Consider the following 24,991-nt stretch of genomic DNA (forward strand, 5'->3'; position numbering starts at 1 on the left):
GGGACCGGCCCGGCTGTCGCGCCCCGCCCCCGGTACGCCGCGCCCGGCCTATGGTGGGCGGATGACGACGACGTACGCGGCGCTGTTGCGCGGCATCAACGTGGGCGGCGCGAAGAAGGTGCCGATGGCCGAGCTGCGCACCCTGATGGAAGGACTCGGGTACGGCGGCGTCCGCACCTATCTCCAGAGCGGGAACGCGGTGTTCAGCAGCGACGGCGGCGACGAGGAGTCCCTCGCCGAGGAGCTGTCCGGGGCCGTCGAGAAGCACTTCGGCTTCGGCGTCGGCGTGCTCGTCCGCGATCACGCCTATCTGCGGGCCGTGCGGGAGGCCTGCCCGTTCCCGGCGGCCGAGCTGGAGGCCAGGCAGCTGCACGTCACGTACTTCTCGCACCCCGTCGACGCCGGGCGCTTCGCCTCCATCGAGCCCGCGGCCTTCCTCCCCGAGGAGTTCCGCCTCGGGGACCGCGCCCTGTACCTCTACGCGCCCGACGGGCTCGGCCGCTCCAGGCTGGCGGAGACCCTGGCGAAGCCCAGGCTGCTCAAGGGCGTCCTCGCCACCACGCGGAACTGGAACACCGTCGTCAAACTGGAGGAGCTGACCGGTGTCTGAGCACAACGCCGCCGTCGAGGCCGCCGTCGAGAACGAGCTGCGCCTGCTCGATCCGGCGGTCCGCCGCTCGCCGGACCTGGTCGTCGCGCTGCTGCACCCCGACTTCCGCGAGTTCGGCTCGTCCGGCCGGGTCTGGGACCGCGCCTCGACCGTCGCGTCGCTGGCCGACGGGATGGATGACGGCGGCCGGATCACGACCTCACGCATGAAGGGGGTGCAGCTGGCCCCCGACCTGGTCCACCTGACCTTCGACACCGACAGCAACGGCCGCCGGGTGCACCGCAGTTCGCTGTGGCGGCGGGTCGGGGACGACTGGCTCCTGTACTTCCACCAGGGCACGCCGTACGACCCCGCGGGGACTGTCGCGTTTGTTCAAGAGGCGCGGCCCCCGCTTCCGTAGCGTGGAAGCCATGAACGATGCGTACAAGAACGTGTATCCGCACATGGTCGAATGCGCCGCCGAGGCCGCCCGGGTGGCCCGCGGGGTCACGGCCGAACAGCTGTCCAGGCCCTCGTACTGCACGGACTGGGACGTCCGCACCCTGGTCAACCACTGGGTCCTCTACACCTCGCACGGCCTGGAGCACCGGGCCCTGCGCAGGCAGCTCCCCGAGGAGCTGACCGCGCGCGACTTCACGGCCGAACCCGGCTGGGCCGAGGCCTACGCCGAGCAGCTCGACCGGGCGGTCGCGGCCTGGGACGACCCCGCCGTGTGGGACGGCGAGGTCCCCCTCGGGACGGAGAGGATGCCCGCCGCCGACATCGCCGCGATGATCGTCAAGGAGATGGCGGTGCACGGCTGGGACGTCGCCGCGGCCACGGGAGGGACCTTCCGCGTCTCGGACGGCGCCGCCCGGTTCGTCCTCGACGTGGTCGACACCCACGCCGAGCTCTACCGCCGCTACGAGGGCTTCGCCGACCCGGTGGCCGTCTCCGAGGACGCGCCCGCCTTCGACCGCGCCCTCGCCCACAGCGGCCGGGACCCGCGCCGGTCCACGACGTAGCGGCCGGCGGGCCGTGCGGCCGGAGCCGAACCGGAGAATTGGCCCACGATTCCCATGCGTGATTGGGCCAGGATCCTGTGCCACCGGGTGACTAGCCTCGACGGCATGACGACGACATCACCCACCCGGGTCGACTTCTGGTTCGACCCCGCCTGCCCCTTCGCCTGGATCACCTCGCGCTGGATCCTCGAGGTCGAGCGGAGCCGTCCGCTCGACCTCCGGTTCCACGCCATGAGCCTGTACCTGCACAACACCGGCAACGAACTGCCCGACTGGTACCGGGATCTGGTGGACCGGTCCATCGGGCCGGTACGGGTGGCGGTGGCCGCGGCAGAGGCGCACGGCGAGAAGGTGCTGCGCGATCTCTACACCGCGCTCGGCACCCGCATCCACCAGCGCGGGATGAAGGACTTCGACGCGGTGACCGCCGAGGCGCTCGCCGAGCTCGGACTCCCGGCCGACCTCGCCGACGCGGCCCACGACCCCTCGTACGACGAGGCGGTGCGCCGCAGCCATGACGCCGGGACCGAGGCGGACTCCGGCGCCTATGTGGGCACCCCCACCATCCATGTGGATGGAACGGTGTGGTTCGGCCCCGTGCTCCGGGCCGTTCCGCGCGGCGAGAAGGCCGCCGAACTCTTCGACAGCTTCCGCGTCCTCGCCGCCCACCCCGACTTCTTCGAGCTCAAGCGGACCCGGACGGGCGGCCTCTCCTTCGACTGACCGCCTCCAAAACCCCCGCGACCGTGCGCGGAGGTCAGGCGCCGATCGCGGACAGCGACGGCGTCCGGGCCCCGTCGTAGCGGTCCAGCAGGACCCGCGCGACCTCCGGCGCGGGACCGAGGACGTCGCCGAGCACGTCCGCCCCGGCGGCGCCCCGGGCGATGCGGTCCGGCAGGAAACCGGGGGCCAGGACGTACGGGGCGACGGCGACGCGTTCGCAGCCGAGGGCGCGCAGCTCGCGGACGGCGTCCTCGGTGCGGGGAAGGGATGCGGAGGCGAACGCGGGCCGCACGGCGCACCAGCCGGTGTGCCGCCACTCCCGCGCGATTTCTGCGATCACCGCGATCGCCTCCGGGTCGGTGGACCCCGCCGAGGCCAGTACGACCCCGGTCCGGGACTTGTCGGCGGGCGCGAGCCCCGCCTCGTACAGACGGCGTTCGAGCGCGGCCGTCAGCAGCGGGGACGGGCCGAGCACCTCCGCCTGCCGGATCCGCAGCCGTGACGGTGCCTCGCGCAGCACCGCCGGGATGTCCGACTTGGCGTGGAAGGCGCGGGTCAGCAGCAGCGGCAGCGCCACCACGTCCCGCACCCCCTCGGCCGCCAGGGACTCCAGCACCCCCTGCACGGAGGGGATGTTGAAGTCCAGGAAGCCCGTCTCCACGCGCAGGCCCGGGCGCAGGTCGCGCACCCTCTCCACCAGGGCGTGCACCGTCGCGGCGTGCCGCGGATCGCGGCTGCCGTGGGCGATGACGACGAGGACGGGACGCTCGGACCTGTTCATGACGGGGTCAGCCCTTCACCAGGAGTCCGCGGCTGCGCAGCACCCACCGCTCCACCGGGCTGAAGATCAGCAGGTCGATGGCGATGCCGACGAACAGGATGAGGAAGATGGCGAGGAAGACCATCGGCATGGAGCTGGCGTTGCGGCCGTTCTCCAGCAGCTGGCCGAGGCCCACGCCGAGGTCGGGGGAGGAGGCGATGATCTCCGCGGCCATCAGGGAGCGCCAGGAGAAGGCCCAGCCCTGCTTCAGACCGGCCAGGTAGCCGGGCAGCGCGGCCGGCATCACGATGTGCCAGGTCCCGCGCAGACCCGTCGCGCCCATCGTGCGGCCCGCCCGCAGGAACAGCGGCGGCACCTGGTCCACGCCCGACACCAGCCCGTTGGCGATCGAGGGGACCGCGCCGAGCAGGATCACCGCGTACATCATCGAGTTGTTCAGGCCCAGCCAGATCACCGCCGGCGGCACCCACGCCACCGAGGGCAGGGACTGCAGACCGGACAGGATCGGGCCGATCGCGGCGCGCACGAACCTCACCCGGGCCACCAGCAGACCCAGCGGGGTCCCGATCACCAGGGCGAACAGGAAGCCGAGCAGACCGCGCGAGACGCTGGTCCAGATGTAGTCGAGGAGGGTGCCCTGGAGCCAGGCGTTCCGGACCTCGCTCCAGACGTCGGACGGCGAGGGCAGCTTGGTCGGGTCGTCGACGATCTTGAAGGTGATCAGCGCCTGCCAGGCCGCCAGGACGATCACGAACGCGATCAGCGGCGGCAGCACCTTCTGCCGGAAGGTCGTGCCGAAGGAACGGTGACCGACCTCGGAGGACTCCAGCGCGTCGAGGCCCGCCTCCAGCCCGCCGAGGCCGTCGGTGTCCTTGACCGCCTCGTCGGACTTCGTCTCAGTGCTGGCCATGACGGCGGATCTCCCCACGCAGTTCTTCGGTGATCTCGATGGACAGCTCCGCCACGGGAGCGTCCTCGATGCGGCGCGGCTGCGGGATGTCCACCCGCCACTCCCGGGCGACGCGCCCCGGGCGGGAGGACAGCAGGACCACGCGCTGGGCGAGCCGGACCGCCTCACGGACGTTGTGCGTGACGAAGAGGACGGACAGCCCCGTCTCGCGCCAGATCCGGGTCAGTTCGTCGTGCAGCACGTCCCGGGTGATGGCGTCCAGCGCCGCGAACGGCTCGTCCATCAGCAGGATCTGGCTGTCCTGGGCGAGCGCCCGGGCCATCGCCACGCGCTGGCGCATACCGCCGGACAGCTCGTGCACCCGCTTGCCGTACGCGCCCTTCAGCCGGACGAGTTCGAGCAGTTCCTCGGCCCGCCCGCGCCGCTCGGCCTTCGGCACTCCCCGGAGCCTCAGGGCGAGTTCGATGTTCTTGCCCGCGGTCAGCCACGGGAAGAGGGCGTGCTCCTGGAACATCAGAGCGGGGCGCCCGTTGGTCGATATGGTGCCGGCCGAGGGCTTGTCCAGCCCCGCGACCAGGTTCAGCAGTGTGGACTTGCCGCACCCCGAGGCCCCCAGGAGGGTGACGAACTCGCCCGGCGCGACATCGAGGGTGATGTCGTCGAGGACGAGCTGGGGCCCCGCGGGTCCGGCGAAGGACTTCGAGACGTGCTCGATGCGGGCGGCGTACTCGGTCGTGTCGGCGCCGTCGGCGGCCTTGGCGAGCGTCGTTGCCATGGTCGTCACCTCCTGGGAACTCATCGGGATCCGGGCTTACTTGACGCCGAGACCGGCGTCGTCGACCTTGCTCTCACCCGCGGCGGCGAGGACCTTGTTCAGGAGCGTGAGGTCGTAGATGCCGCTCAGGTTCGGCTTCTCCAGGAGACCGGCCTTCACCGCGTGGTCCGCCTCGGTGTTCAGCGTGGAGGCCAGCGGGTCGTCGGTGATCTGGATGGACTTCCAGGCCGGGTCGAGGACCTTCGCCGGCAGCGCCTTGCCCGAGTCGGCCTCCAGCTGCTTGTTCGCGGCGGCCTTGGCGTCGTCCGGGTTGGCGTTGATCCACTTGTTCGTCTCGACCGAGCCCTTCAGGACCGCCTCGACGACCTTCGGGTGCTCCTTCAGGAACTTCTGCGACACGATGATGTTCGTGATCACGAACTTCTTGTCGGGCCACAGGTCCGACTCGTCGAGCAGCACCTTGCCGCCCTCGGCGACCAGCTTGGACGCGGTCGGCTCCGGCACCCAGGCGCCGTCGATGGAACCGGACTTGTAGGCGTCCGGGGTGATCTTGTTGTCGGTGCGGACGACCGACACGTCACCCTTGCCGCTCTGCGCGTCGACCTTCCAGCCCTGCTCCGCCGCCCAGTTGAGGAACGCGACGTCCTGGGTGTTGCCGAGCTGCGGGGTGGCGATCTTCTTGCCCTTGACGTCCTTCAGGGACGTGACCTTCTTGGGGTTCACCACGAGCTTGACGCCGCCCGAGGCCGAACCGCCGATGATCCTGAGGCTCTTGCCCTCGGACTTGGTGAAGCCGTTGATGGACGGCGAGGGGCCGATCCAGCCGATGTCGATGGAGCCCGAGTTGAGCGCCTCGATCTCGGAGGGCCCGGCGTTGAAGATCTGGTACTTCGCCTCGGTGGCGCCGAGCTCCTTCTGGAAGAAGCCCTTCTGGTTGCCGACCAGCGCGGTGGCGTGCGTCAGGTTGCCGAAGTAGCCGATCTTCACGGAGTCGAGTCCGTCGATCTTCTTCGACCCGGCGGCGACCTTCGCCGCGGAGTTGTCGTCCTTGGCCTCGGAGCCGTAGCTGCAGGCGGCGAGCGCCAGCAGGGGGAGAGCGGCGACGAGGGCGATACCGCGGCCCAGCAGCTTGGTGCGCGTGGAGCGGATGGCAGGCACGGGAGGGTTTCCTCTCGGTGGCCCGGCGGTCACGCCTTTCTCAGGTCGTGGCCGGGAGGTCGGCAGGTCTTCGTCGTAACGGGGACGTCCGGTGGGGGGACGGGGCGCGCAGGCAGTGCGCGTACGTCATCGCGCACATCGCGCCACTCCGCCCTGCCCGCTGCCGAGGGCGCCGCTGCCGACGCGGCCGCCCTCCTTCGCGAACGTCGCGTAGATGTCGATGGGGTTCATGTCAGAAGTCCCAGCCGTCGTCGTCGGACTCGTCCTTGACCGGCTGCGGCGCGGCGAAGGACTCGCCGACCATGCCGGCGGTCAGCGTGGTGCCGTCGGCCGGGTCGATGAGGATGAAGGCACCGGTGCGGCGGGAGTCGGCGTAGGAGTCGACCGGGAGCGGCTCGGCGGTGCGGATCTTGACGCGGCCGATGTCGTTGGCGACCAGACGGCCCGGGTGCGGGTGCAGCGAGAGGTCGTCGAGGGTGAGGCGGGAGGGGATGTCCTTGACGATCGCCTTGACCGTGCGGGTGCCGTGCTTGAGCAGCACCCGGTGGCCGACGGTGAGCACCTCGTCGGCGACGTGGCAGACGGTCGCCTCGACGTCCTGCGTGGTCGCGGGCGCGTCCTTGCTCGGCACGATCAGGTCGCCGCGGGAGATGTCGATGTCGTCCTTCAGCAGGACGGTCACCGACTGCGGGGTCCACGCGATGTCGACGGGCTCGCCCAGCAGGTCGATCCCGGAGATCGTCGAGGTGCGCCCGGACGGCAGGACGGTGATCTGCTGGCCGACGCGGAGCGAGCCGGCGGCGATCTGGCCGGCGTAGCCGCGGTAGTCGGGGTGCTCGGCGGTCTGCGGGCGGATCACGTACTGCACGGGCAGCCGGGCGTGGCAGTGCGCCAGGTCGTGGCTGACCGGAACGGTCTCCAGGTGCTCCAGGACCGTCGGGCCGCCGTACCAGTCCATGTTCGCGGACGGTTCCACGACGTTGTCACCGGCGAGCGCCGAGATCGGGATCGCGGTGATCTCGGGGACGCCCAGCTCGGAGGCGTACGCCGTGAACTCCTCGGCGATCGCGGCGAAGACGGACTCCTCGTAGCCGACCAGGTCCATCTTGTTGACGGCGAGCACCACGTGCGGGACGCGCAGCAGCGCGGCGACGGCGGCGTGCCGGCGGGTCTGCTCGATGACCCCGTTGCGGGCGTCGACGAGCACGACGGCGAGGTCGGCGGTGGAGGCGCCGGTGACCATGTTGCGGGTGTACTGCACGTGGCCGGGGGTGTCGGCGAGGATGAACCGGCGCCGCGCGGTGGCGAAGTAGCGGTAGGCGACGTCGATGGTGATGCCCTGCTCGCGCTCGGCCCGCAGGCCGTCGGTGAGCAGCGCGAGGTCGGGGGTGTCCTGGCCGCGGTTGCGGGAGGCGTGCTCGACGGCCTCCAGCTGGTCGGTCAGGATCGACTTCGAGTCGTGCAGCAGTCGCCCGACGAGCGTGGACTTGCCGTCGTCGACGGAGCCCGCGGTCGCGAACCGCAGCAGGGTGGTCGCCGAGAGCTGTTCGACCGACAGGGGCTCGGTGGGTTCGGTGGTGCTGGTCATGTCTAGAAGTACCCCTCGCGCTTGCGGTCTTCCATCGCGGCCTCGGACATCTTGTCGTCGGCGCGGGTCGCGCCGCGCTCGGTGAGCCGGGAGGCGGCGATCTCGTTGATGACGGCGTCCAGCGTGGTCGCGTCGGAGTCGACGGCGCCGGTGCAGGACATGTCACCGACCGTGCGGTAGCGGACGAGCCGCTTCTCGACGGTCTCGCCGTCCTTGGGGCCGCCCCACTCGCCGGCGGTCAGCCACATGTTCGACCGCTGGAAGACCTCGCGCTCGTGCGCGAAGTAGATCTCGGGCAGTTCGATGCCCTCGCGGGCGATGTACTGCCACACGTCGAGCTCGGTCCAGTTGGACAGCGGGAAGACGCGGACGTGCTCGCCGGGCGCGTGGCGGCCGTTGTAGAGGTTCCACAGCTCGGGCCGCTGGCGGCGCGGGTCCCACTGGGAGAACTCGTCGCGCAGGGAGAAGACGCGCTCCTTGGCGCGGGCCTTCTCCTCGTCACGGCGTCCGCCGCCGAACACGGCGTCGAAGCGCTCGGACTGGATCTTCTCCGTCAGCGGCAGCGTCTGCAGCGGGTTGCGGGTGCCGTCCGGGCGCTCCTTGAGGACACCGCGGTCGATGTAGTCCTGCACCGAGGCCACGTGCAGCCGCAGCCCGTGGCGCGCCACGGTCCGGTCGCGGTAGTCGAGGACCTCGGGGAAGTTGTGCCCGGTGTCCACGTGCAGCAGCGTGAAGGGGATCGCCGCGGGGGCGAACGCCTTCAGCGCCAGGTGCAGCATGACGATGGAGTCCTTGCCGCCGGAGAAGAGGATCACCGGCCGCTCGAACTCGCCCGCCACCTCACGGAAGATGTGGACGGCCTCGGACTCCAGCGCGTCCAGGTGCGACAGCGCGTACGGGCTGCTCTCCGTCTCCTCGGAGACGCTGGCGACGGTCGTCATGCGAGACCCTTCTCGGTGAGCAGCGCGTGCAGCGCGGCGGCGGACTCCTGCACGGTCTGGGTGTGCGACTCGATGCGCAGGTCGGGCGACTCGGGCGCCTCGTAGGGGTCGTCCACCCCGGTGAGCCCCGTCAGTTCCCCCGCGGCCTGCTTGGCGTACAGACCCTTCACATCCCGTACGGAGCACACCTCGACCGGGGTCGCCACGTGCACCTCCAGGTACGTCGTCCCGTTCTCCTCGTGACGCCCCCGCACCGCCTCACGGCTGTCGGCGTAGGGAGCGATGACCGGGACGAGCGCCGTGACGCCGTTGCGGGCGAGCAGTTCGGCCAGGAAGCCGATCCGCTGCACGTTGGTGTGCCGGTCCTCGCGGCTGAAGCCGAGGCCCGCCGAGATGAACTCGCGGATCTCGTCGCCGTCGAGCACCTCGACGCGGCGGCCCTCCTCGCGCAGCCGGCCCGCCAGCTCGTAGGCGATGGTGGTCTTGCCGGCGCTCGGCAGACCCGTGAGCCAGACGGTGGCTCCGCTCGTCACTTCCCGCTCCTGAGAAATCGTGGGACCCGCGCCGGGCGCGGTGTTCGTCGTGGTCGTCGTCATCCGTGCAGTCCGCACTCGGTCTTGGCGCGGCCCGCCCAGCGGCCGGCGCGCGCGTCCTCGCCCTCCAGCACCCGGCGGGTGCAGGGGGCGCAGCCGACGGAGGCGTAGCCGTCCATCAGCAACGGGTTGGTCAGGACGCCGTGTTCGGCGACGTACGCGTCCACGTCGTCCTGCGTCCAGCGGGCGATCGGGGAGACCTTGACCTTGCGGCGCTTCTCGTCCCAGCCGACGACCGGGGTGTTCGCCCGGGTGGGGGACTCGTCGCGGCGCAGGCCGGTCGCCCATGCCTGATAGCCCGTCAGGCCCTGTTCCAGCGGCTGGACCTTGCGGAGCTTGCAGCACAGGTCGGGGTCGCGGTCGTGCAGCTTCGGCCCGTACTCGGCGTCCTGCTCGGCGACGCTCTGGCGCGGGGTCAGAGTGATGACGCGGACGTCCATCACGGCCTCGACCGCGTCCCGCGTGCCGATCGTCTCCGGGAAGTGGTACCCGGTGTCGAGGAACACCACGTCCACGCCGGGCCGGGCGCGCGACGCCAGGTGGGCGACCACCGCGTCCTCCATCGAGGAGGTCACGCAGAACTTCTCGCCGAAGGTGTCCGCGGCCCAGCGCAGGATCTCCAGCGCGGAGGCGTCCTCGAGGTCGCGCCCGGCCTGCTCGGCCAGGTTCCTCAAGTCGTTGTCCGTGCGCTCCTGCTGAACGGTCGTCATATCTCCGCCCCTCCACGTTCCTCCGGCTGGACGCCCCGGGACAGCAGTCCCAGGAACTTCAGCTGGAAGGCTCGGTTGCACGCCGCGCATTCCCACGCGCCGTGGCCCTCTTCGCTGGGTCGCAGGTCCTCGTCCCCGCAGTAGGGGCAGTAGAACGGCGCCGCGCGCTCGCTCACGACAGTGCCTCCTCGGAGGCGCGCGCGGCCCAGGCGGCGAAGCGCTCGTCGGCCTCGCGCTCCGCCTGGAAGCGCTTGAGGACACGCTCGATGTAGTCGGGCAGCTCGTCCGAAGTGACCTTCAGGCCGCGGACCTTGCGGCCGAACCCGGCCTCCAGGCCGAGCGCGCCGCCCAGGTGCACCTGGTACCCCTCGACCTGCTCGCCCGCGTCGTTCAGGACCAGCTGGCCCTTGAGACCGATGTCCGCGACCTGGATACGGGCGCAGGCGTTGGGGCAGCCGTTGATGTTGATGGTGATGGGCTCGTCGAACTCGGGGATGCGGCGCTCGAGTTCGTCGATCAGGGAAGCGCCGCGCGCCTTGGTCTCGACGATCGCGAGCTTGCAGTACTCGATTCCGGTGCAGGCCATCGTGCCGCGCCGGAACGAGGACGGCCGGGCGGTGAGGTCGAGGGCCTCCAGACCCTCGACGAGCGAGTCGACCTGTCCCTCCTCGACGTCGAGGACGATCATCTTCTGCTCGACCGTGGTGCGCACCCGGCCCGAACCGTGCGCCTCCGCCAGTTCGGCGATCTTCGTCAGGGTGGCGCCGTCGATGCGGCCGACGCGCGGGGCGAAGCCGACGTAGTAGCGGCCGTCCTGCTGCCGGTGCACGCCGACGTGGTCGCGCCAGCGGGCGACGGGCTGGGTGGGGGCGGGGCCGTCGACCAGCTTGCGCTCCAGGTACTCGTCCTCCAGGACCTGGCGGAACTTCTCCACGCCCCAGTCGGCGAGCAGGAACTTCAGGCGGGCGCGGTTGCGCAGCCGCCGGTAGCCGTAGTCGCGGAAGATCGAGATGACACCTTCGAAGACGTCCGCGACCTCGTCGAGCGGGACCCAGGCGCCGAGGCGCTGGCCGATCTTCGGGTTGGTGGAGAGGCCGCCGCCGACCCAGAGGTCGAAGCCGGGGCCGTGCTCGGGGTGGTTCACGCCGACGAAGGCGACGTCGTTGATCTCGTGGGCCACGTCGAGCAGCGGCGAGCCGGAGATCGCGGACTTGAACTTGCGGGGCAGGTTCGAGAAGTCCTTGTTGCCGATGATCCGGCGCTGGATCTCCTCGACGGCCGGGGTGCCGTCGATGATCTCGTCCTCGGCGATGCCGGCGACCGGCGAGCCGAGGATGACGCGGGGCGTGTCACCGCAGGCCTCGGTCGTGGACAGACCGACGGCCTCCAGGCGGTCCCAGATCTCGGGGACGTCCTCGATGCGGATCCAGTGGTACTGGACGTTCTGACGGTCGGTGAGGTCGGCGGTGCCGCGCGCGAACTCCTGCGAGATCTCGCCGATGACCCGGAGCTGTTCGGTGGTCAGCCGGCCACCGTCGATGCGCACCCGCAGCATGAAGTACTTGTCGTCCAGCTCCTCCGGTTCCAGGATCGCGGTCTTGCCGCCGTCGATCCCGGGCTTGCGCTGGGTGTAGAGACCCCACCAGCGCATCCGGCCGCGCAGGTCGTTGGGGTCGATCGAGTCGAATCCCCGCTTCGAGTAGATCGTCTCAATGCGTGTCCGCACATTGAGACCGTCGTCGTCCTTCTTGAACTGCTCGTTGCCGTTGAGCGGGGTGAAGTGACCTACGGCCCACTGGCCCTCGCCGCGGTGACGGCTCACCTTGCGGCGTGGCGCGACGGCGGGATCCTGCGGGGTGGCGGCCATGGCTGTTACGTCCTTCGAGACTGCGGGGCAGGTCTGACTGCGGCTCTGACCTGCGCATACGGGTGCATACGGAAGAATGGGCGCAGCACTGCGCAAGGGTCGCAAAAAAGAGGGGGTTCGGCGCTGCTGGGCTGGTCAGCTCGCCGGACAGATGGCGCTGGACATGCGGCCGAGGTCGACGTGCCGCCGACTCACCAAGGCAATTCCAGTTCCAGACATGACGGAAGCGTGTCACGGGGATCTCCGGGCAGTCCACCGTCATCCATCATGTGGACACCCTTGTCCCGGATTCTGGGACAAGGGTGCTGTCGATCACATGACAGGCTTTCACGCGGTGCCGTGAGGGGAGCCGGAAGCCGCGGACATCACGTGATGAAGCAGGTCATACGGTATGCGCGCCGGGCCACGGCCCCGGGGTGACGGCCTCCGCCTCCTGCTCGACCTTGGTGTCGAAGAGCCGGAAGCCACGGCGCAGATAGTTGTCCATCGCGTGCTCGCCGTCCTTGCTGCACGTGTGCAGCCACACGCGCTTCGTTCCGTCCCGTCCCGGCCAGCGTTCGGCCAGGTCCCAGGCGCGCGCGGTCCCGAACGAGAGGAGGTGTCCCCCGATCCGGCGCCCGCGGAAGGCGGGGACGAGTCCGAAGTAGACGATCTCCACGACCCCGTCGTCCTGGGCCTCGAGTTCGACGTAGCCCGCGGGCGTCCCCCGGTCGTAGGCGACCCAGGTCTCCGTGCCCGGCCGCTCGAGGACCTCCTGCCACCGCGCGTACGTCCACGCGAGCCGGTCCGTCCAGAGGATGTCCCCGCCGACCGAGGCGTACAGGAAGCGGCTGAACTCGGGCGAGGGGACCTCGGCGCGGACGATCCGCAGATCCCCGTCGGGCGCGCTCGCGGGGAGCAGGTCGGACGGGGCCGTCTGCTCCAGGGACCAGGTGGTCACACTGATGTCGCTCATGACCGCCAGGGAATCACGGGGGCGGCCGTCGCTCCAAAGGCGTCCGCGGAAGGCGTCCACGGACCGGCCCGGCCGAGCGGACCGCCCGCGTGCCGGCCCGCTGCCGGGGCGGGCCGTCCGGGAACCGGCCCGCTATCCGAGCGAGCCGTCGACCGACGACAGCGGCACCGCGTAGAGCACCCGGCGCTCCGCCGCGTCGGTGAGGGTCCACAGCTCGCCGGTCCGCCGCCCGTAGGAGAGCGACCCGGTGCCCAGGCCCCAGCAGGCGTGCGACTGGTCGGCGGTGCACGTGGCCGCCTCGGCGCCGTCCACGCTCTGGCGCCACAGGGATCCGTGCCGGTCGCCGCCGTCGGACGGCCGCGCGATGTACCACCGGGCGTCGCGGGCGCCCTCGGGCCGGTACGAGAGGGCGCCGGAGATCCCGGAGCCCTTGGTCGTGTAGGCCTCGACCGCGTCCACGTGCCCCTGCGCGTCGGCGAGCAGCCCCGTGCGGTACGCGGCGGTGCTGAACCCGTACCGCCAGACGCGGGTGCGTTCCGTACGGCCGCCCGCGGCCTCCGCCGCGACCAGGCTGTCGGGGGCGGTCGTACGGTCCAGGGAGAGCGAGCCGAAACAGGGGACCGCGCGGTCACGGCCGCGGGCGCACGGGCCGCCCTCGAGGTCGTACGAGCCGACGGCGGGGAGCACGTAGCGGTAGCCGGCGGCGGAGTAGCCGTGGCCCACCCGGCCCACGGCGCCGCTGTCCACGTCGGCCCGCAGCAGCCGGTGCAGGTCGAAGACGAGCAGGCCCTCGCCGTGCTCCGCGGTGACGATCAGCTTGTCCCGGTACCAGACCATGCCGTCGAGGCCGGTGCGGAGCGCCGTGAAGTCCTTGCCGCCCGCGCGCGGGGCGACCAGCAGGACCCAGCGGTAGCGCGGGGCGTCCGGGTCCGTCGCGTCGACGAAGGCGATCCTGGCCAGCCCCTCGTCCCGGCCCGGCGCGGCCGCCCGTCCGTCGCGGTGGGTCCAGCCGGCGAGGATCACCTGGCGCGTGCCCCAGGCGCCGCTGTCCTCGGCGTCGCCGGACGTGGTCACCGAACGCGGCCGCCACCGCGAGGTCCGCGCGTCGGCGTCGTCCCAGCAGTACGCGCGGGTGGCCGTCGGCTCGACGGGGAGCGCGGCCCGCTCGTCCGCCGTGCAGTCGGCGGTGGCGCGCATCGAGTGGTCGGCGTCGCGCAGGACGCCCTCGACGCCCACGTTGCCGCCCATGTTCCCGCTGAGCGTGTCGAGCGACTCCCGGGAGGTGAGGTTCTCGTGGAGGCGCAGCTGCGCGACGGAGCCGGAGCGGAGCGGGGTGAGGGCGCCGGGACTGTTGGTGCCGGTGGCCTGCGAGGTGCTGATCAAGGTGGCGGCGGCGGTGAGCGCCAGCGCGGTCCCGGCCAGGGTGGCGCGCAGCGCCTGGCCTCTTCTTCGGCGACGGTGCCTGCCGCGCTGCTTCATGCGTCCTCCCGGATAGGCCAACTGCCTCCCCCGCCGAAGGCGTTGACGGAGAGACGGGTGGGGTGGCCTGCGCAGTGGATGCTACGGCAGAGACCTCGCGGCCAGGACGAATACCGCGGAAGACGCTCGGGAAATACGCCCGCTCTCCGTCTTCCCGTCTTCCCGCCTTCCCGCCTTCCCGCCTTCCCGCCTTCAGGGCGGTGGAGGTCCGGCCGCCGTGCGGGCTCCGAGCACCGCGGGCGCGGCCGAGTGCGGCAGCAGGTCCCGGGGGTCGTCCGGCAGCAGCACCTCGACCTCCACCTCCTCGCGGAAGCGGTACGGGCGGTGGTCGAGGAGCCCGACGAGCCGGCGCCGCACGCGGGAGAGTTCGGCCCGGACCGTGACCGTGCGGGTGGGATCGCCGAAGAGGTCGACCGCGAGCTGGGCGGCGCTGCGTCCCTGCCGGTGCACGGCGAGGACGTAGAGCAGCTCGGCGTGGCGGGGACTCAGGTCCTGGTCCCAACTGCCAGCCGTGCCCGAGACGGTGACGCGCGGGCGCCGGGGCTCGCCGAGGTCGAGGACGACCCGCCCGGCGCTCCCCGGTTCGCCGCCGCCGGTGACGCGCAGCAGCCAGCCGCCGGGCATCGGCTCGGCGACGCACGTGCCGAGGGAGGGCAGCCAGTTGTGGCCCGCGCCGAAGGAGTCGGGCAGCGGGACCCGGTCCACGGGCGGCATCCCGGTGACGGCGGCGAGCCAGCCGTGGGAGTCCACCACGAGGGCCGGACCGGTCAGCCGGCACAACAGGGGGGCGGCCACCGCGCGCAGCCGTTCGATGGCTCTCAGATGCGCGGTGCGCAGTTCGCTTTCGGCCAGTCTGGACACCGCCTCGACCAGCGCGAGGGTGGCGGGGTGGAAGGTGCTGTCCGGGCCGCTCACGTCGATGACCCCGAGCAGCCGCCCGTCGCGCGGGTCGTGGACGGGTGCCGCGGCGCAGGTCCAGTCGTGCAGGGTGCGTACGAAGTGCTCGGCGGAGTGCACCTGGACGGGGGCGCCGGCCGACAGGGCGGTTCCGATGGCGTTGGTGCCGGTGGTCTCCTCGCTCCAGGCGGCGCCTTCCTCCAGGCAGATGGCGTCGGCCCGGCGCAGCACGCCCGCGTTCCCCTCGCGCCACAGCACCCGGCCCTCGGGGTCGGTGACCACCATGATCTGCAGGGAGGCGTCGGCGACCGTTCCGAGGCCGCCGTGCAGGGTCGGCAGCACATCGGCGAGCGCGGTGGACGTCCGCCGGCGTTCGAGTTCGTCCGGTTGCAGAAGGACGCTGTCCGTTCCCTGTTCGGGATGGACGCCAAAACGTTTTGCTCTTTGCCAGGATCGACTGATCACCGGACGGGGGGCGATCGGGCCACGCCCGCCCCTGGCCGACACGGCCCAGGTCTCCCGGAGATGCCCGGCCGTCTCGGACGCGTCGGGTGGTGCGAAACGGGCTGGATTGAACGATGTGGTCTTCACAGAGCACCCCCGGAACCAGGACCTCGTACGGGCCGCGACACCGCCGTCATCCCACATCGTGCCTGCTCTCGGCCGGGTCCGCCGGGCCTTCGCGCAAGGTGCACGAAGGAATGCAACGGTCTGCAACTCTCGCCAAGGTCACGAGGTTCCCCGAGACTGACAGCGACGCCGCCCGTGCGGCGTCCGAGCTCCCGAACGGGGCGAGCGGCGGGGGTGGTGCCGTGTCGGCGCAGCACCACCCCCGCGTCAGCGCTCCTTTCAGGACACCGGCCGGGCCCGCTCCACCACCGTGGCCAGATCCAGACTGTGCGGCAGCGTGCCGAACCCCGTACCCCAGTCACCGCCCAGACGCGAGGCGCAGAACGCGTCGGCGACCTCCGGGGGCGCGTACCGCACGAGCAGCGAACCCTGGAGCACCAGCGCGATCCGCTCGGCCAGCCGGCGGGCGCGGGCCTCGACGCCGTCCAGATCGGCGAGTTCGGTCAGCAGGTTCTTGATGGCCCCGTCCAGCCGGTGGTCGGCACCGCGGGCCTGCCCCACCTCCCGCAGATACGCGTCCAGGGCCCCCGGCTCCCGCTGCAGGGCGCGCAGGACGTCCAGTGCCTGCACATTGCCGGCGCCCTCCCAGATGGAGTTGAGCGGGGACTCCCGCAGCAGCCGCGGCATGCCCGACTCCTCGACGTAGCCGTTGCCGCCCAGGCACTCCAGCGCCTCCACCGCGACCGGCGTGCACCGCTTGGTCACCCAGTACTTGGCGGCGGGCACCGCGAGCCGCAGGAACGCCCGCTCCCGCTCGCTCCCGTCGTCGTACGCCGCGGCGAGCCGCATCGCCAGCGTCGTCGCCGCCTCCGACTCCAGCGCCAGATCGGCCAGGACGTTGCGCATCAGCGGCTTGTCGACCAGACGGCCGCCGAACGCCTCGCGGTAGGTGCAGTGGTGGATCGCCTGCGCCACCGCCTGCCGCATCAGCGAGGCCGAACCGAGCACGCAGTCCAGCCGGGTCGCCGCGACCATCTCGATGATGGTGCGCACCCCGCGCCCCTCGTCGCCCACCCGGCGCGCCCACGTCCCGTCGAACTCGACCTCGCTCGACGCGTTGGACCTGTTGCCCAGCTTGTCCTTGAGCCGCTGGATGCGGAAGACGTTGCGGGTGCCGTCCTCCAGGACGCGCGGCACCAGGAAACAGGTCAGCCCGTCCGGGGCCTGCGCCAGCACGAGGAAGCCGTCCGACATCGGCGCCGAGCAGAACCACTTGTGCCCGGTCAGCGCGTACGCCCCGTCCTCGGCCAGCGGCCGCGCCCCCGTCGTGTTGGCGCGGACGTCGCTGCCGCCCTGCTTCTCCGTCATGCCCATCCCGAAGAGCGCCCCGGCCTTCCGGGACGCGGGACGCAGTTCCTGGTCGTAGACCGCGGACGTCAGCCGCGGCACCCACTCGGCGGCGAGCTCCGGGTCGGCGCGCAGCGCGGGCACCGCCGCGTGGGTCATCGACAGGGGGCAGCCGTTGCCCGCCTCGGCCTGCGTCCAGACCACGAAGCCCGCCGCGCGCCTGAGGTGCCCGCCGGGGCGGGTCCAGGCCGATGTCAGCCCCGCCGACACGCCCTTGCCGAGGAGGCGGTGCCAGGCCGGATGGAAGTCGACCTCGTCGATCCGGTTGCCGTAGCGGTCGTGGGTGCGCAGCTTCGGCGGGTTCTCGTTGGCCAGCGCGCCCCACTCCTGGACCTGGGCGGAACCCGTCGTCCGGCCGAGCCCCGACAGTTCCTCGCGGGCCTCCGGGAGGAGCTCCGGATCCAGATGCCGCTCGACCGCCTCGCGAAGCGCCCGGTCTGCGGCGAATACGTCATATCCGACCAGGGGCGGAGCCTGGTTGGTCACGGTGTGGGTGCTGGCTGCCATACCGCTACCGTAAGGACGTGCACCAGGCAAAAGAAACACCTGAACGGCCTCGTCCGGGCCGCTTCCACCGCGCTCGCGCGCTCTACCGGAACGTTTCGAAGCGCAGGACCGCCTGGCTGCTGCTCAAGGACACCGTCAACTCGTGCATGGAGTACCGGATCCTCGGACTGGCGGCCGAGGCGGCCTTCTTCACGCTCCTGTCCGTGCCGCCGCTGCTGCTCAGCCTGATCGGGCTGCTCGGATACGTGGACGCCTGGACCGGCGCCGACACCATCGCCAGCCTGGAGACGAACATCCTGAACGCGTCCCGGACGGTGCTCACCGAGAAGGGCGTCCACCAGATCGCCGAGCCGATCCTGCACGACGTGATGAAGGGCGGCCGGCCCGACATCATCTCCCTCGGCTTCCTGTTCGCCCTGTGGTCGGGCTCGCGCGCGGTGAACGTCTTCGTCGACACCATCACCGTGATGTACGGCCTCGACGGCACCCGGGGCATCGTGAAGACCCGGATGATGTCCTTCCTGCTGTTCATCGTGGCGCTGCTGATCGGCTCCGTCGCGCTCCCGCTGATGGTGGCGGGCCCGGACGCCGTGGTGAACGTCGTCCCGTGGTCGACCACCGTCGTCCAGATCCTGTACTGGCCGGTCGTCATCGTCCTGTCGGTCGCCTTCCTGACGACCCTGTACCACGTGTCCGTCCCCGTCCGCTCCCCCTGGGTCGAGGACGTGCCCGGCGCCCTGGTCGCCCTCGCCATGTGGGTCCTCGGCAGCTTCCTGCTCCGCATCTACCTGACCAACACCATCGAGGGCCCCACCATCTACGGCTCGCTCGCCGCGCCCGTGGCCGTCCTGCTGTGGATCGGTGTCTCCGCCTTCGCCGTCCTGGTCGGCGCGGCCGTCAACGCCGCCATCGACCGGGTCTGGCCGGCCGCCGCCACCGCCGCGGCCCGTGCCGCCAACGAACGGCTGCGCGAGGCCCAGGCCGCCGAGTACGTGGCCCGCGTCGCGGCCCACCGCTCGTACGACGCCGATCCCGACGACCCCGACATGCCCTCCGAGTTCCCCGAACGCTGGTCGCGCTTCCTGCCCCCGGAGGACGTCACCTCCCGCCTGCGCACCCACGCCAAGAACACCCACCACACCCACCACACCCACCGTGACCCGAAGAACGGCGAGGAACACTCGTCGGGGGAGTGAGCCCGGAGCGGGTCCGGAGGGGCCGGGCGGTCCCTCGTCAGGCCTTCCACACCCCCGCCGCCGCGGCCTCCCGCGCGAAGTCCGTGAAGTCCCGCGGCGCACGGCCGAGGATGTCCCGGACCCCGTCCGAGAGGTGGGAGTTGCGGCCGTCGAGGAGCGTCTCGAAGAGGCCGACGAGGAATCCCGCCTCTTCGGCCGGCACCCCGAATCCGGCCAGCGCCTCGCCGTACTGCCGCGCCGTCACGGGCGTGTACGCCAGCTCCCGGCCCGTGGCCCGGGAGATCTCCGCGACCGCCTCCCGGAAGGTCAGCAGCCGGGGCCCCGTGATCGCCAGCTCCCGGCCGGTGTACCGCCCGTCCCCGGTCAACACGGCCACCACGACGTCCGCGATGTCCCGGACGTCGATGAACGGCTCCCGCACCTCACCCGCGGGGAAGACCAGCTCCCCGTGACGCAGCCCCTCGACCAGCGGGCCCTCGCTGAAGTTCTGCGAGAACCACGACGCTCGTACGATCGTCCAGTCCGCGCCGGACGTCCTGAGCGCCTCCTCGGTCGGTCCGGCCTGGTCCTCGCCCCTCGACGACAGGAGCACCAGCCGCCGCGCGCCGAGCTCCACCGCCTCCCGGGCCAGGGCCCCGACCGCCTTCGTGGCGGCCGGCGAGCCGACGTCCGTGGGATGGACCAGATAGGCCGCGTCGGCGCCGCGCAGCGCCTCGGCCCAGGTCGAGGGGTCCTCCCAGTCGAAGCCCGTGCCGCGCGAGGCGGCCCGGACCGTCAGGCCCGCCGCGCGCGCGGCCCGCGCGACCCGGCTCCCGGTCCGCCCCGTGGCTCCTGTCACCAGCACTGTCATGTCCTGCGTGTTCTCTGTCATGCGCTCCAGTCAACTGCCGCCCCCGGCGCGGAACCATCGGCGAAAGGCTCATCCCCATAAGCGGTCGTCCACAGGCGTCCCCGGCGGTCGGGGCCGCCGTCTACGCTGGCGGCATGGACGCTCCGCCACGTTCGGACACGCTCATGCGGGGGGACCCGCTCGCAAGCCTGCTCGAGGGTCCGCGCGCGCGGGGCGCCTTCATGATCCGCGCGTGCTTCGACCCGCCGTGGTGCGTACGCGTCGAGGACCGCGCACCCCTGTCGATCATGCTGGTGGTCCGCGGCGACGCCTGGGTCGTACCGGACGAGGGCGAGGGGCTGCGGCTGCGGGCCGGTGACCTCGCCATCGCGCGCGGCCCCGACCCGTACCGCTGCGCCGACGACCCCGGCACCCCGCCCCAGGCCGTGATCCTGCCGGGCGGCGAGTGCTCCTACCCGGACGGACGCTCGCTGAAGGGCCACTGGGACCTCGGCGTCCGGAGCTGGGGCGACCGGCCCGACGGCTCCACGGCGCTGCTGATCGGGACGTACATGATGCGGGGCGAGGTCAACCGACGGCTGCTCGACGCCCTGCCGCCGCTGCTCGTGCTCCCCTCCGACGTGTGGGAATGCCCGCTGACCCCGATCCTCGCCGCGGAGATGGTGCGCGACGAGCCCGGCCAGGAGGTCGTCCTCGACCGGCTCCTCGACCTGCTGACGATCACCGCCCTGCGGGCCTGGTTCTCCCGGCCCGAGGCCGCCGCGCCCGCCTGGTACCAGGCCCTCGCGGACCCGGTCGTGGGCCGCGCGCTCCGGCTCCTCCAGGACGGCCCCGCCCGGCCCTGGACGGTCGCGGCGCTCGCCGCCGAGACCGGCGTCTCGCGCGCCGCGCTGGCCAGACGCTTCGGCGAACTCGTCGGGGAACCCCCGATGACGTACCTGACCGGCTGGCGTCTCGCCTCCGCCGCCGACCGGCTCCGCGAGAGCGACGACACCCTGGAGACGATCGCCCGCCACGTCGGCTACGGCAGCGCCTTCGCCCTGTCCAGCGCCTTCAAGCGGGTCTACGGCGTCAGCCCGCAGGAGCACCGGGCCCGCCCGGCGTAGCGTGGCGGCCATGTACGCGGAACGGGCGTCCCGGCTGCCGGGCGCGGTGGTCTGGAGCCGTGTCCTGACCGGCCCCGCGACCGGCCCCGCAGCGGGGGCCGCGCATCCGGGGGAGCGTGCGTCCGCGCGGGGTGCGGAGGCGCTGAGGGACGGGTTCGTCCGTGGGCTCGAGGACGAGGGTCCGGGCCAGGAGGTCTCCGGCACCGCCCGGGACGCTTCCGGGGCTGCCCGGGACGCCGTGCTTCCCGACGGCTGCATGGATCTGCTGTGGACCGAGGGGCGGTTGCTCGTCGCCGGTCCCGACACGCGGCCCCACGTCCCGGACGGGGCGCCCGGCGGCTGGGTGGGCGTCCGCTTCCACCCCGGCACGGCACCCGCCTACCTGGGCGTCCCCGCGCACGAACTCCGGGACCGGCGCGTCGAGCTGGCCGACCTGTGGCCCGCCCCCGAGGCGCGCCGCCTCACCGCGCGGATCGACGCGGCCGCCGACCCCGTGGACGCGCTCGAGGAGCTCGCGCTGCTCCGGGCGGCCGAGGCCGGGCCCCCCGATCCGCTGTTCCTGGAAGTGGTGGCCGCCCTGGACGCGGGACGCCCGGTCGCCGAGACGGCCGACCGGCTCGGCCTGGGAGCGAGGCAACTGCACCGCCGCTCGCTCGCCGCCTTCGGGTACGGGCCCAAGACCCTGGCCCGGATCCTGCGGCTGCAGCGGGCGCTCGCCCTCGCCCGCGACGGCGTGCCCTTCGCGGAGACAGCGCTGCGCGCCGGGTTCGCCGACCAGGCCCATCTGGCGCGCGACGTGAAGGAGCTGACGGGGGCGACGCTCGGTGAGCTGGTCGGCCGCCGGTAGCGGGCCGGAGCACTACGCGGGGGCGGGCCCGCCGGGCAGCGGGGCGAACAGGTCGACGCCGTTGCCGTCCGGGTCGTGCACGACGGCGTACCGCATGCCCCAGAAGGCGTCCCACGGCTTGAGCTCGCCGTGGTGGCCCGCGCCGACGAGCTCCCCGTACACCGAGTCGACCTCGGCGGGGTCCTCGCAGCGGAAGGCGAGCGACACCCGGCCGCCGCCCCTCGGAGGCTGCCATCCGGCGTGGAACGACCGAATGGTGTCCTCCGTGTCCAGCGCGAGGCGCAGCCCGCCGGGCAGCCCGGCCTCGACGTGCGGCTCGTTCTCGGCGCCCTGCGGGAAGACCAGCCCGAGACGGCGGTAGAAGGCGAGGGAGGCGGCCATGTCGGAGACGACCAGCCCGATCACATCGAATCGTGGAGTCATACGGCCACCGTAGGCGGGCCGCCCCCGGCCGGTCTTGAACGGAACGGACACGCCCCGAGGCCACCCCCTAGGCTCCGGGCATGGCCTTCCGCGTTCTCGTGTACACCCGTACGACCGGCTACCGGCACGACTCCATCCCGGCCGCCGTCGAAGCCGTGCGCGCCCTCGGCCGGGACCACGGCTTCGAGGCCGACGCCACCGAGGACCCCGCGGTCCTCGAGGCCCCCCTCGACCGGTACGCGGCCGTCGTCTTCCTGTCGACGAGCGGCGAGGTGCTGACGCCGCCGGGCCGCGACCGGCTCGCCGCCCACGTCGAGGACGGCGGCGGCTTCGTCGGGGTGCACGCCGCCGCCTGCACCGAGTACGACTGGCCCCACTACGGCGAACTGCTCGGCGCCCGCTTCGCGCGGCACCCGGACCTCCAGCCGGGCCGGGTCCTCGTCGAGGACCACGGCCATCCCGCGACCCGGCACCTGCCGCCGGTCTGGGAACTCACGGACGAGTGGTACGACTTCCGCTCCAATCCGCGCGAGGCGGATCACGTGCGCGTGCTCGCCTCCGCCGACGAGACCTCCTACGAGGGCGGGGGAATGGGCGCCGACCACCCCTTGGTGTGGTGCCGGGAACAGGGCGCGGGCCGGGTCTTCTACACCGCGCTCGGACACACCGCGCAGGCGTACGAGGACCCGGACTTCCGCGGGCACCTGCTCGGCGGCATCCTCTGGGCGGCGCGGGAGTCTCCCGCGGGCGCTCCGGACCGCGGACACTGACCCGCGCAGGCCCGCGTCGTGGGGCGATACCGGCCGAGCAGGGGGCATCCGCAGGAATACCGGGAAATGATGTGGTGCTCTGATCTCTACGACGCGCGACGGTGAGGAGCTGGTCCCGGATGGCGGTGGACACGGTGGAACCGGTGGCGGGGACGAGGGACCCGGTGGTCGCCACTCCGTACGGAGCGGTGCGCGGCCGGTACGAGAACGGGATCGCGGTCTTCCGGGGCGTCCCTTACGCCGCCCCTCCCTTCGGCGCCCACCGCTTCCGCCCGCCCGTGCCGCCCGAGCCCTGGGACGGGGTCCGGGACGCCGGCGCGTTCGGACCGACCCCGCCGAAGCCGCCGTACTCCGAGGCCTTCGCCCGGCTCCTCTCCGACCCCGTCGTCCCCGGCGACGACTGCCTCAACCTCAACGTGTGGACCCCGGCGCCGGACCCCGCCGCCCGGCTCCCCGTCATGGTGTGGATCCACGGCGGGGCCCTGACCCGCGGTTCCTCGGCCGTTCCCGTGTACGACGGGCACGCCTTCGCCCGCGACGGCGTGGTCTTCGTGTCCGTCAACTACCGCCTCGGCGTGGAGGGCTACGGCCTCTTCCCGGACGCGCCCGCCAACGCCGGGCTGCGCGACCAGCTCGCCGCGCTGGAGTGGGTGCGGGAGTCCGTCGCCCGGTTCGGCGGGGATCCCGGCCGGGTGACCGTCTTCGGCGAGTCCGCCGGAGCCATCAGCATCGGCGCGCTGCTCGCGAGCCCGCGCGCCCGGGGCCTGTTCCACCGGGCGGTCCTGCAGAGCGGGCCGCCCGAGGCGAGCGACCGCGACAAGGTGCGCCGCATGGTGCGCAGGATGGCCACCCGGCTGAAGGTCCCCGCGACGGCGGAGGCGTTCGCCGCCGTCGACCGCGACCTGCTCCTGCGCACCCAGGCCGAGGTGGGCAGGCTCAGCAGCCCGGTGCTCGGCGGTCCCGCCTTCGGCATCGTCGTCGACGGCGACCTCGTGCCGCGCGACCCGCTGGAGGCCCTCGTCGAGGGCGCCGCGGCGGACGTCGGCCTCCTGCTCGGCTGGACCCGTGACGAGTACCGGCTGTGGCTCGTCCCGGGCGGGCTCCTGGAGCGCGTCGACCGGCTCGGTCCGGTCGCCCTGGCCGGTGCGATGGCCCGCTGCCACTGCGGCCACGAGGTGCCCCGCGGCTACCGCGCCCTCCACCCCGAAGGAGGGACCGCCGATCTCGTCGGCCAGATGATCACCGACCATCTCCTGCGGGTGCCGATGCACCGCCTCGCCGACGCGCGCGGCGGCGGCTCCACCGCGTCCCCCGCCGCGGACGCCCCCGGCGAGGGCCGGGCCCCGGCGCACGTCTACGAGTTCGCCTGGCCGTCGGGCGTGCCCGGCCTCGGCGCCTGCCACGCCCTGGAACTGGGCTTCGTCTTCGACACGGCCGGAGCACCGGAGTCGGCGAAGCTCGCGGGCGAGGGCGCCCCGCAGGAACTGGCGGACGCCATGCACGGCGCGTGGGTGCGGTTCGCGGTCGACGGCGACCCGGGGTGGGCCGCCTGGGACGCCTCGCACCCGGTCCGGGTCTTCGGCGCCGGTGCCCCGCACACCGTGCACGGTCCGCGCGACCGCGAACTCGCCCTGTGGGAAGCCGAATCGGCCAGAGCGGCGGCCGGGCCCGCGACCGGTCCCACGCGCCGGCACACCGGCGGAGCCACGGTCGGGGCCGTCGCCGCGCCGACGCTCGCGGCCGCCGGACGGTCCGTCGCCGGGGCGGACACCGACCCCGCGGCCGATGCCGCGGACAGCCCGCCTGGGGCGGCCGAGGGCGCGCCCGCCCTTCCCACCGCCGACGCGCCCGTGCGCATCACGACACCGCTGGCAGCCGTACGACGCTTCCGCCGCCCGGGCGGCGCGGGACGGCGCTGACCCGCTTCCGGGGGGCTCTCCGGCCTGCGGCACGACCCCCGGAGACCTCCCGAGCCGTCCTGGGACGGGCGTCCTGGGCGGCCCCGGGGCCGGACACGTGAGCCGGACGGGGGAGGGACCGGGAGCGGGGTACCGGACGGGGCACGGCTCTCACGGCACCACCCGGCACCCCGGCCCGGCGGTGCTGGCCGGGGGTGTCCGGGCTGGGGTGGGTGCGGTTCGGGAGCGGGGCGCCGGGCGAGGGTGCGGCTTCTCGCGGTGTCGGCCGGTGCCGTGCGGGTCGGTGGTGTACGGGGAGTCGGGGTGCCGGGGTGGGGGTACGGCTTCTCTCGGTGCCTGCCGGTGCCTGCCGGTGCCTGCCGGTGCCTGCCGGTGCCTGCCGGTGCCTGCCGGTGCCTGCCGGTG

The 24,991-nt window shown here is 72.7% G+C and carries 26 protein-coding genes; 9 read left to right on the forward strand and 17 right to left on the reverse strand.

The annotated features are described in order from the left end of the window. Positions 1-61: 61 nt before the first annotated feature. The 4 genes from ACICHK_RS30530 (at position 62) to ACICHK_RS30545 (ending at position 2,337) form a co-directional block, all read left to right on the forward strand. The gene (locus tag ACICHK_RS30530; protein ID WP_406839372.1) at positions 62-610 is read left to right on the forward strand and encodes a DUF1697 domain-containing protein; all 549 of its coding nucleotides are present in this window, start codon (positions 62-64) and stop codon (positions 608-610) included. Further along, positions 603-1,010, forward strand: a complete 408-nt coding sequence (locus ACICHK_RS30535) for a DUF4440 domain-containing protein (RefSeq protein ID WP_406839373.1) — start codon at positions 603-605, stop codon at positions 1,008-1,010. The genes ACICHK_RS30530 and ACICHK_RS30535 overlap by 8 nt, the downstream gene beginning before the upstream one ends. 10 nt (positions 1,011-1,020) lie before the next feature. Then, positions 1,021-1,614, forward strand: coding sequence for a TIGR03086 family metal-binding protein (locus ACICHK_RS30540; RefSeq protein ID WP_406839374.1), 594 nt, complete (start codon positions 1,021-1,023; stop codon positions 1,612-1,614). 105 nt (positions 1,615-1,719) lie between these two features. Continuing rightward, the gene (locus tag ACICHK_RS30545) at positions 1,720-2,337 is read left to right on the forward strand and encodes a DsbA family protein (RefSeq protein WP_406839375.1); all 618 of its coding nucleotides are present in this window, start codon (positions 1,720-1,722) and stop codon (positions 2,335-2,337) included. A gap of 34 nt (positions 2,338-2,371) precedes the next feature. Here the strand turns inward: ACICHK_RS30545 and ACICHK_RS30550 are convergent, their stop codons facing one another. The 15 genes from ACICHK_RS30550 to ACICHK_RS30620 form a co-directional block, all read right to left on the reverse strand. Then, on the reverse strand, positions 2,372-3,118 hold the full coding sequence (locus tag ACICHK_RS30550; protein WP_406839376.1) for a sirohydrochlorin chelatase: 747 nt from the start codon (positions 3,116-3,118) through the stop codon (positions 2,372-2,374). 7 nt (positions 3,119-3,125) lie between these two features. Beyond that, the gene (locus ACICHK_RS30555) at positions 3,126-4,028 is read right to left on the reverse strand and encodes an ABC transporter permease (protein WP_406839377.1); all 903 of its coding nucleotides are present in this window, start codon (positions 4,026-4,028) and stop codon (positions 3,126-3,128) included. Beyond that, on the reverse strand, positions 4,015-4,803 hold the full coding sequence (locus tag ACICHK_RS30560; RefSeq protein WP_406839378.1) for an ABC transporter ATP-binding protein: 789 nt from the start codon (positions 4,801-4,803) through the stop codon (positions 4,015-4,017). The genes ACICHK_RS30555 and ACICHK_RS30560 overlap by 14 nt, the downstream gene beginning before the upstream one ends. Positions 4,804-4,839: 36 nt before the next feature. After that, positions 4,840-5,961, reverse strand: coding sequence for an aliphatic sulfonate ABC transporter substrate-binding protein (locus ACICHK_RS30565; RefSeq protein ID WP_406839379.1), 1,122 nt, complete (start codon positions 5,959-5,961; stop codon positions 4,840-4,842). 232 nt (positions 5,962-6,193) lie between these two features. Next, on the reverse strand, positions 6,194-7,549 hold the full coding sequence (locus tag ACICHK_RS30570; protein ID WP_406839380.1) for a sulfate adenylyltransferase subunit 1: 1,356 nt from the start codon (positions 7,547-7,549) through the stop codon (positions 6,194-6,196). A 2-nt stretch (positions 7,550-7,551) separates the two neighbouring features. Further along, the gene (gene cysD, locus ACICHK_RS30575; protein WP_406839381.1) at positions 7,552-8,490 is read right to left on the reverse strand and encodes a sulfate adenylyltransferase subunit CysD; all 939 of its coding nucleotides are present in this window, start codon (positions 8,488-8,490) and stop codon (positions 7,552-7,554) included. Beyond that, positions 8,487-9,086, reverse strand: a complete 600-nt coding sequence (gene cysC / locus ACICHK_RS30580) for an adenylyl-sulfate kinase (protein WP_151473465.1) — start codon at positions 9,084-9,086, stop codon at positions 8,487-8,489. The genes cysD and cysC overlap by 4 nt, the downstream gene beginning before the upstream one ends. Further along, positions 9,083-9,793 carry a phosphoadenylyl-sulfate reductase gene (locus ACICHK_RS30585; protein WP_406839382.1) on the reverse strand — a complete coding sequence of 237 codons (711 nt, stop codon included), beginning with the start codon at positions 9,791-9,793 and terminating at the stop codon, positions 9,083-9,085. The genes cysC and ACICHK_RS30585 overlap by 4 nt, the downstream gene beginning before the upstream one ends. After that, the gene (locus ACICHK_RS30590; RefSeq protein ID WP_406839383.1) at positions 9,790-9,969 is read right to left on the reverse strand and encodes a hypothetical protein; all 180 of its coding nucleotides are present in this window, start codon (positions 9,967-9,969) and stop codon (positions 9,790-9,792) included. The genes ACICHK_RS30585 and ACICHK_RS30590 overlap by 4 nt, the downstream gene beginning before the upstream one ends. Beyond that, entirely contained in the window at positions 9,966-11,660 is a 1,695-nt protein-coding gene (locus ACICHK_RS30595) for a nitrite/sulfite reductase (protein ID WP_406839384.1), read from the reverse strand. The genes ACICHK_RS30590 and ACICHK_RS30595 overlap by 4 nt, the downstream gene beginning before the upstream one ends. A gap of 135 nt (positions 11,661-11,795) precedes the next feature. Then, a complete protein-coding gene (locus ACICHK_RS30600; RefSeq protein ID WP_309486338.1) occupies positions 11,796-11,879 on the reverse strand; it encodes a putative leader peptide in 84 nt (27 codons plus the stop codon). Between the two features lie 163 nt (positions 11,880-12,042). Then, positions 12,043-12,615 carry a GNAT family N-acetyltransferase gene (locus tag ACICHK_RS30605; RefSeq protein WP_406839385.1) on the reverse strand — a complete coding sequence of 191 codons (573 nt, stop codon included), beginning with the start codon at positions 12,613-12,615 and terminating at the stop codon, positions 12,043-12,045. Between the two features lie 132 nt (positions 12,616-12,747). Next, positions 12,748-14,094 carry a hypothetical protein gene (locus ACICHK_RS30610; protein WP_406839386.1) on the reverse strand — a complete coding sequence of 449 codons (1,347 nt, stop codon included), beginning with the start codon at positions 14,092-14,094 and terminating at the stop codon, positions 12,748-12,750. A 192-nt stretch (positions 14,095-14,286) separates the two neighbouring features. Then, positions 14,287-15,582, reverse strand: coding sequence for a GAF domain-containing protein (locus ACICHK_RS30615; protein WP_406839387.1), 1,296 nt, complete (start codon positions 15,580-15,582; stop codon positions 14,287-14,289). A gap of 258 nt (positions 15,583-15,840) precedes the next feature. Then, positions 15,841-17,475: an acyl-CoA dehydrogenase family protein gene (locus ACICHK_RS30620; RefSeq protein ID WP_406839388.1), complete on the reverse strand. Its 1,635-nt coding sequence runs from the start codon at positions 17,473-17,475 to the stop codon at positions 15,841-15,843. Positions 17,476-17,492: 17 nt separating this feature from the next. On the opposite strand from ACICHK_RS30620, the gene ACICHK_RS30625 reads away from it, so the two are divergent. Next, positions 17,493-18,671 carry a YihY/virulence factor BrkB family protein gene (locus tag ACICHK_RS30625; protein ID WP_406839389.1) on the forward strand — a complete coding sequence of 393 codons (1,179 nt, stop codon included), beginning with the start codon at positions 17,493-17,495 and terminating at the stop codon, positions 18,669-18,671. 37 nt (positions 18,672-18,708) lie between these two features. Here the strand turns inward: ACICHK_RS30625 and ACICHK_RS30630 are convergent, their stop codons facing one another. Next, the gene (locus ACICHK_RS30630) at positions 18,709-19,542 is read right to left on the reverse strand and encodes an NAD(P)H-binding protein (protein ID WP_406839390.1); all 834 of its coding nucleotides are present in this window, start codon (positions 19,540-19,542) and stop codon (positions 18,709-18,711) included. 113 nt (positions 19,543-19,655) lie between these two features. Between ACICHK_RS30630 and ACICHK_RS30635 the strand changes: the two genes are divergently transcribed. Together ACICHK_RS30635 and ACICHK_RS30640 are read left to right on the forward strand one after the other, a co-directional pair. After that, on the forward strand, positions 19,656-20,627 hold the full coding sequence (locus tag ACICHK_RS30635) for an AraC family transcriptional regulator (RefSeq protein ID WP_406839391.1): 972 nt from the start codon (positions 19,656-19,658) through the stop codon (positions 20,625-20,627). 10 nt (positions 20,628-20,637) lie between these two features. After that, the gene (locus tag ACICHK_RS30640; protein ID WP_406839392.1) at positions 20,638-21,474 is read left to right on the forward strand and encodes a helix-turn-helix domain-containing protein; all 837 of its coding nucleotides are present in this window, start codon (positions 20,638-20,640) and stop codon (positions 21,472-21,474) included. Positions 21,475-21,486: 12 nt separating this feature from the next. Here ACICHK_RS30640 and ACICHK_RS30645 read toward each other — a convergent pair whose 3' ends face one another. Further along, positions 21,487-21,897, reverse strand: a complete 411-nt coding sequence (locus ACICHK_RS30645) for a VOC family protein (protein ID WP_406839393.1) — start codon at positions 21,895-21,897, stop codon at positions 21,487-21,489. Between the two features lie 80 nt (positions 21,898-21,977). Here ACICHK_RS30645 and ACICHK_RS30650 point away from each other — a divergent pair, with 80 nt between their 5' ends. Then, entirely contained in the window at positions 21,978-22,667 is a 690-nt protein-coding gene (locus ACICHK_RS30650) for a ThuA domain-containing protein (RefSeq protein WP_406839394.1), read from the forward strand. Between the two features lie 119 nt (positions 22,668-22,786). Continuing rightward, complete coding sequence (locus tag ACICHK_RS30655) at positions 22,787-24,586, forward strand: carboxylesterase/lipase family protein (RefSeq protein ID WP_406839395.1); 1,800 nt, start codon at positions 22,787-22,789, stop codon at positions 24,584-24,586. The last annotated feature ends 405 nt before the right edge of the window (positions 24,587-24,991 follow it).

The sequence above is a fragment of the Streptomyces sp. AHU1 genome (assembly GCF_045343905.1).
Classification (GTDB): Bacteria; Actinomycetota; Actinomycetes; order Streptomycetales; family Streptomycetaceae; genus Streptomyces; species Streptomyces triticiradicis.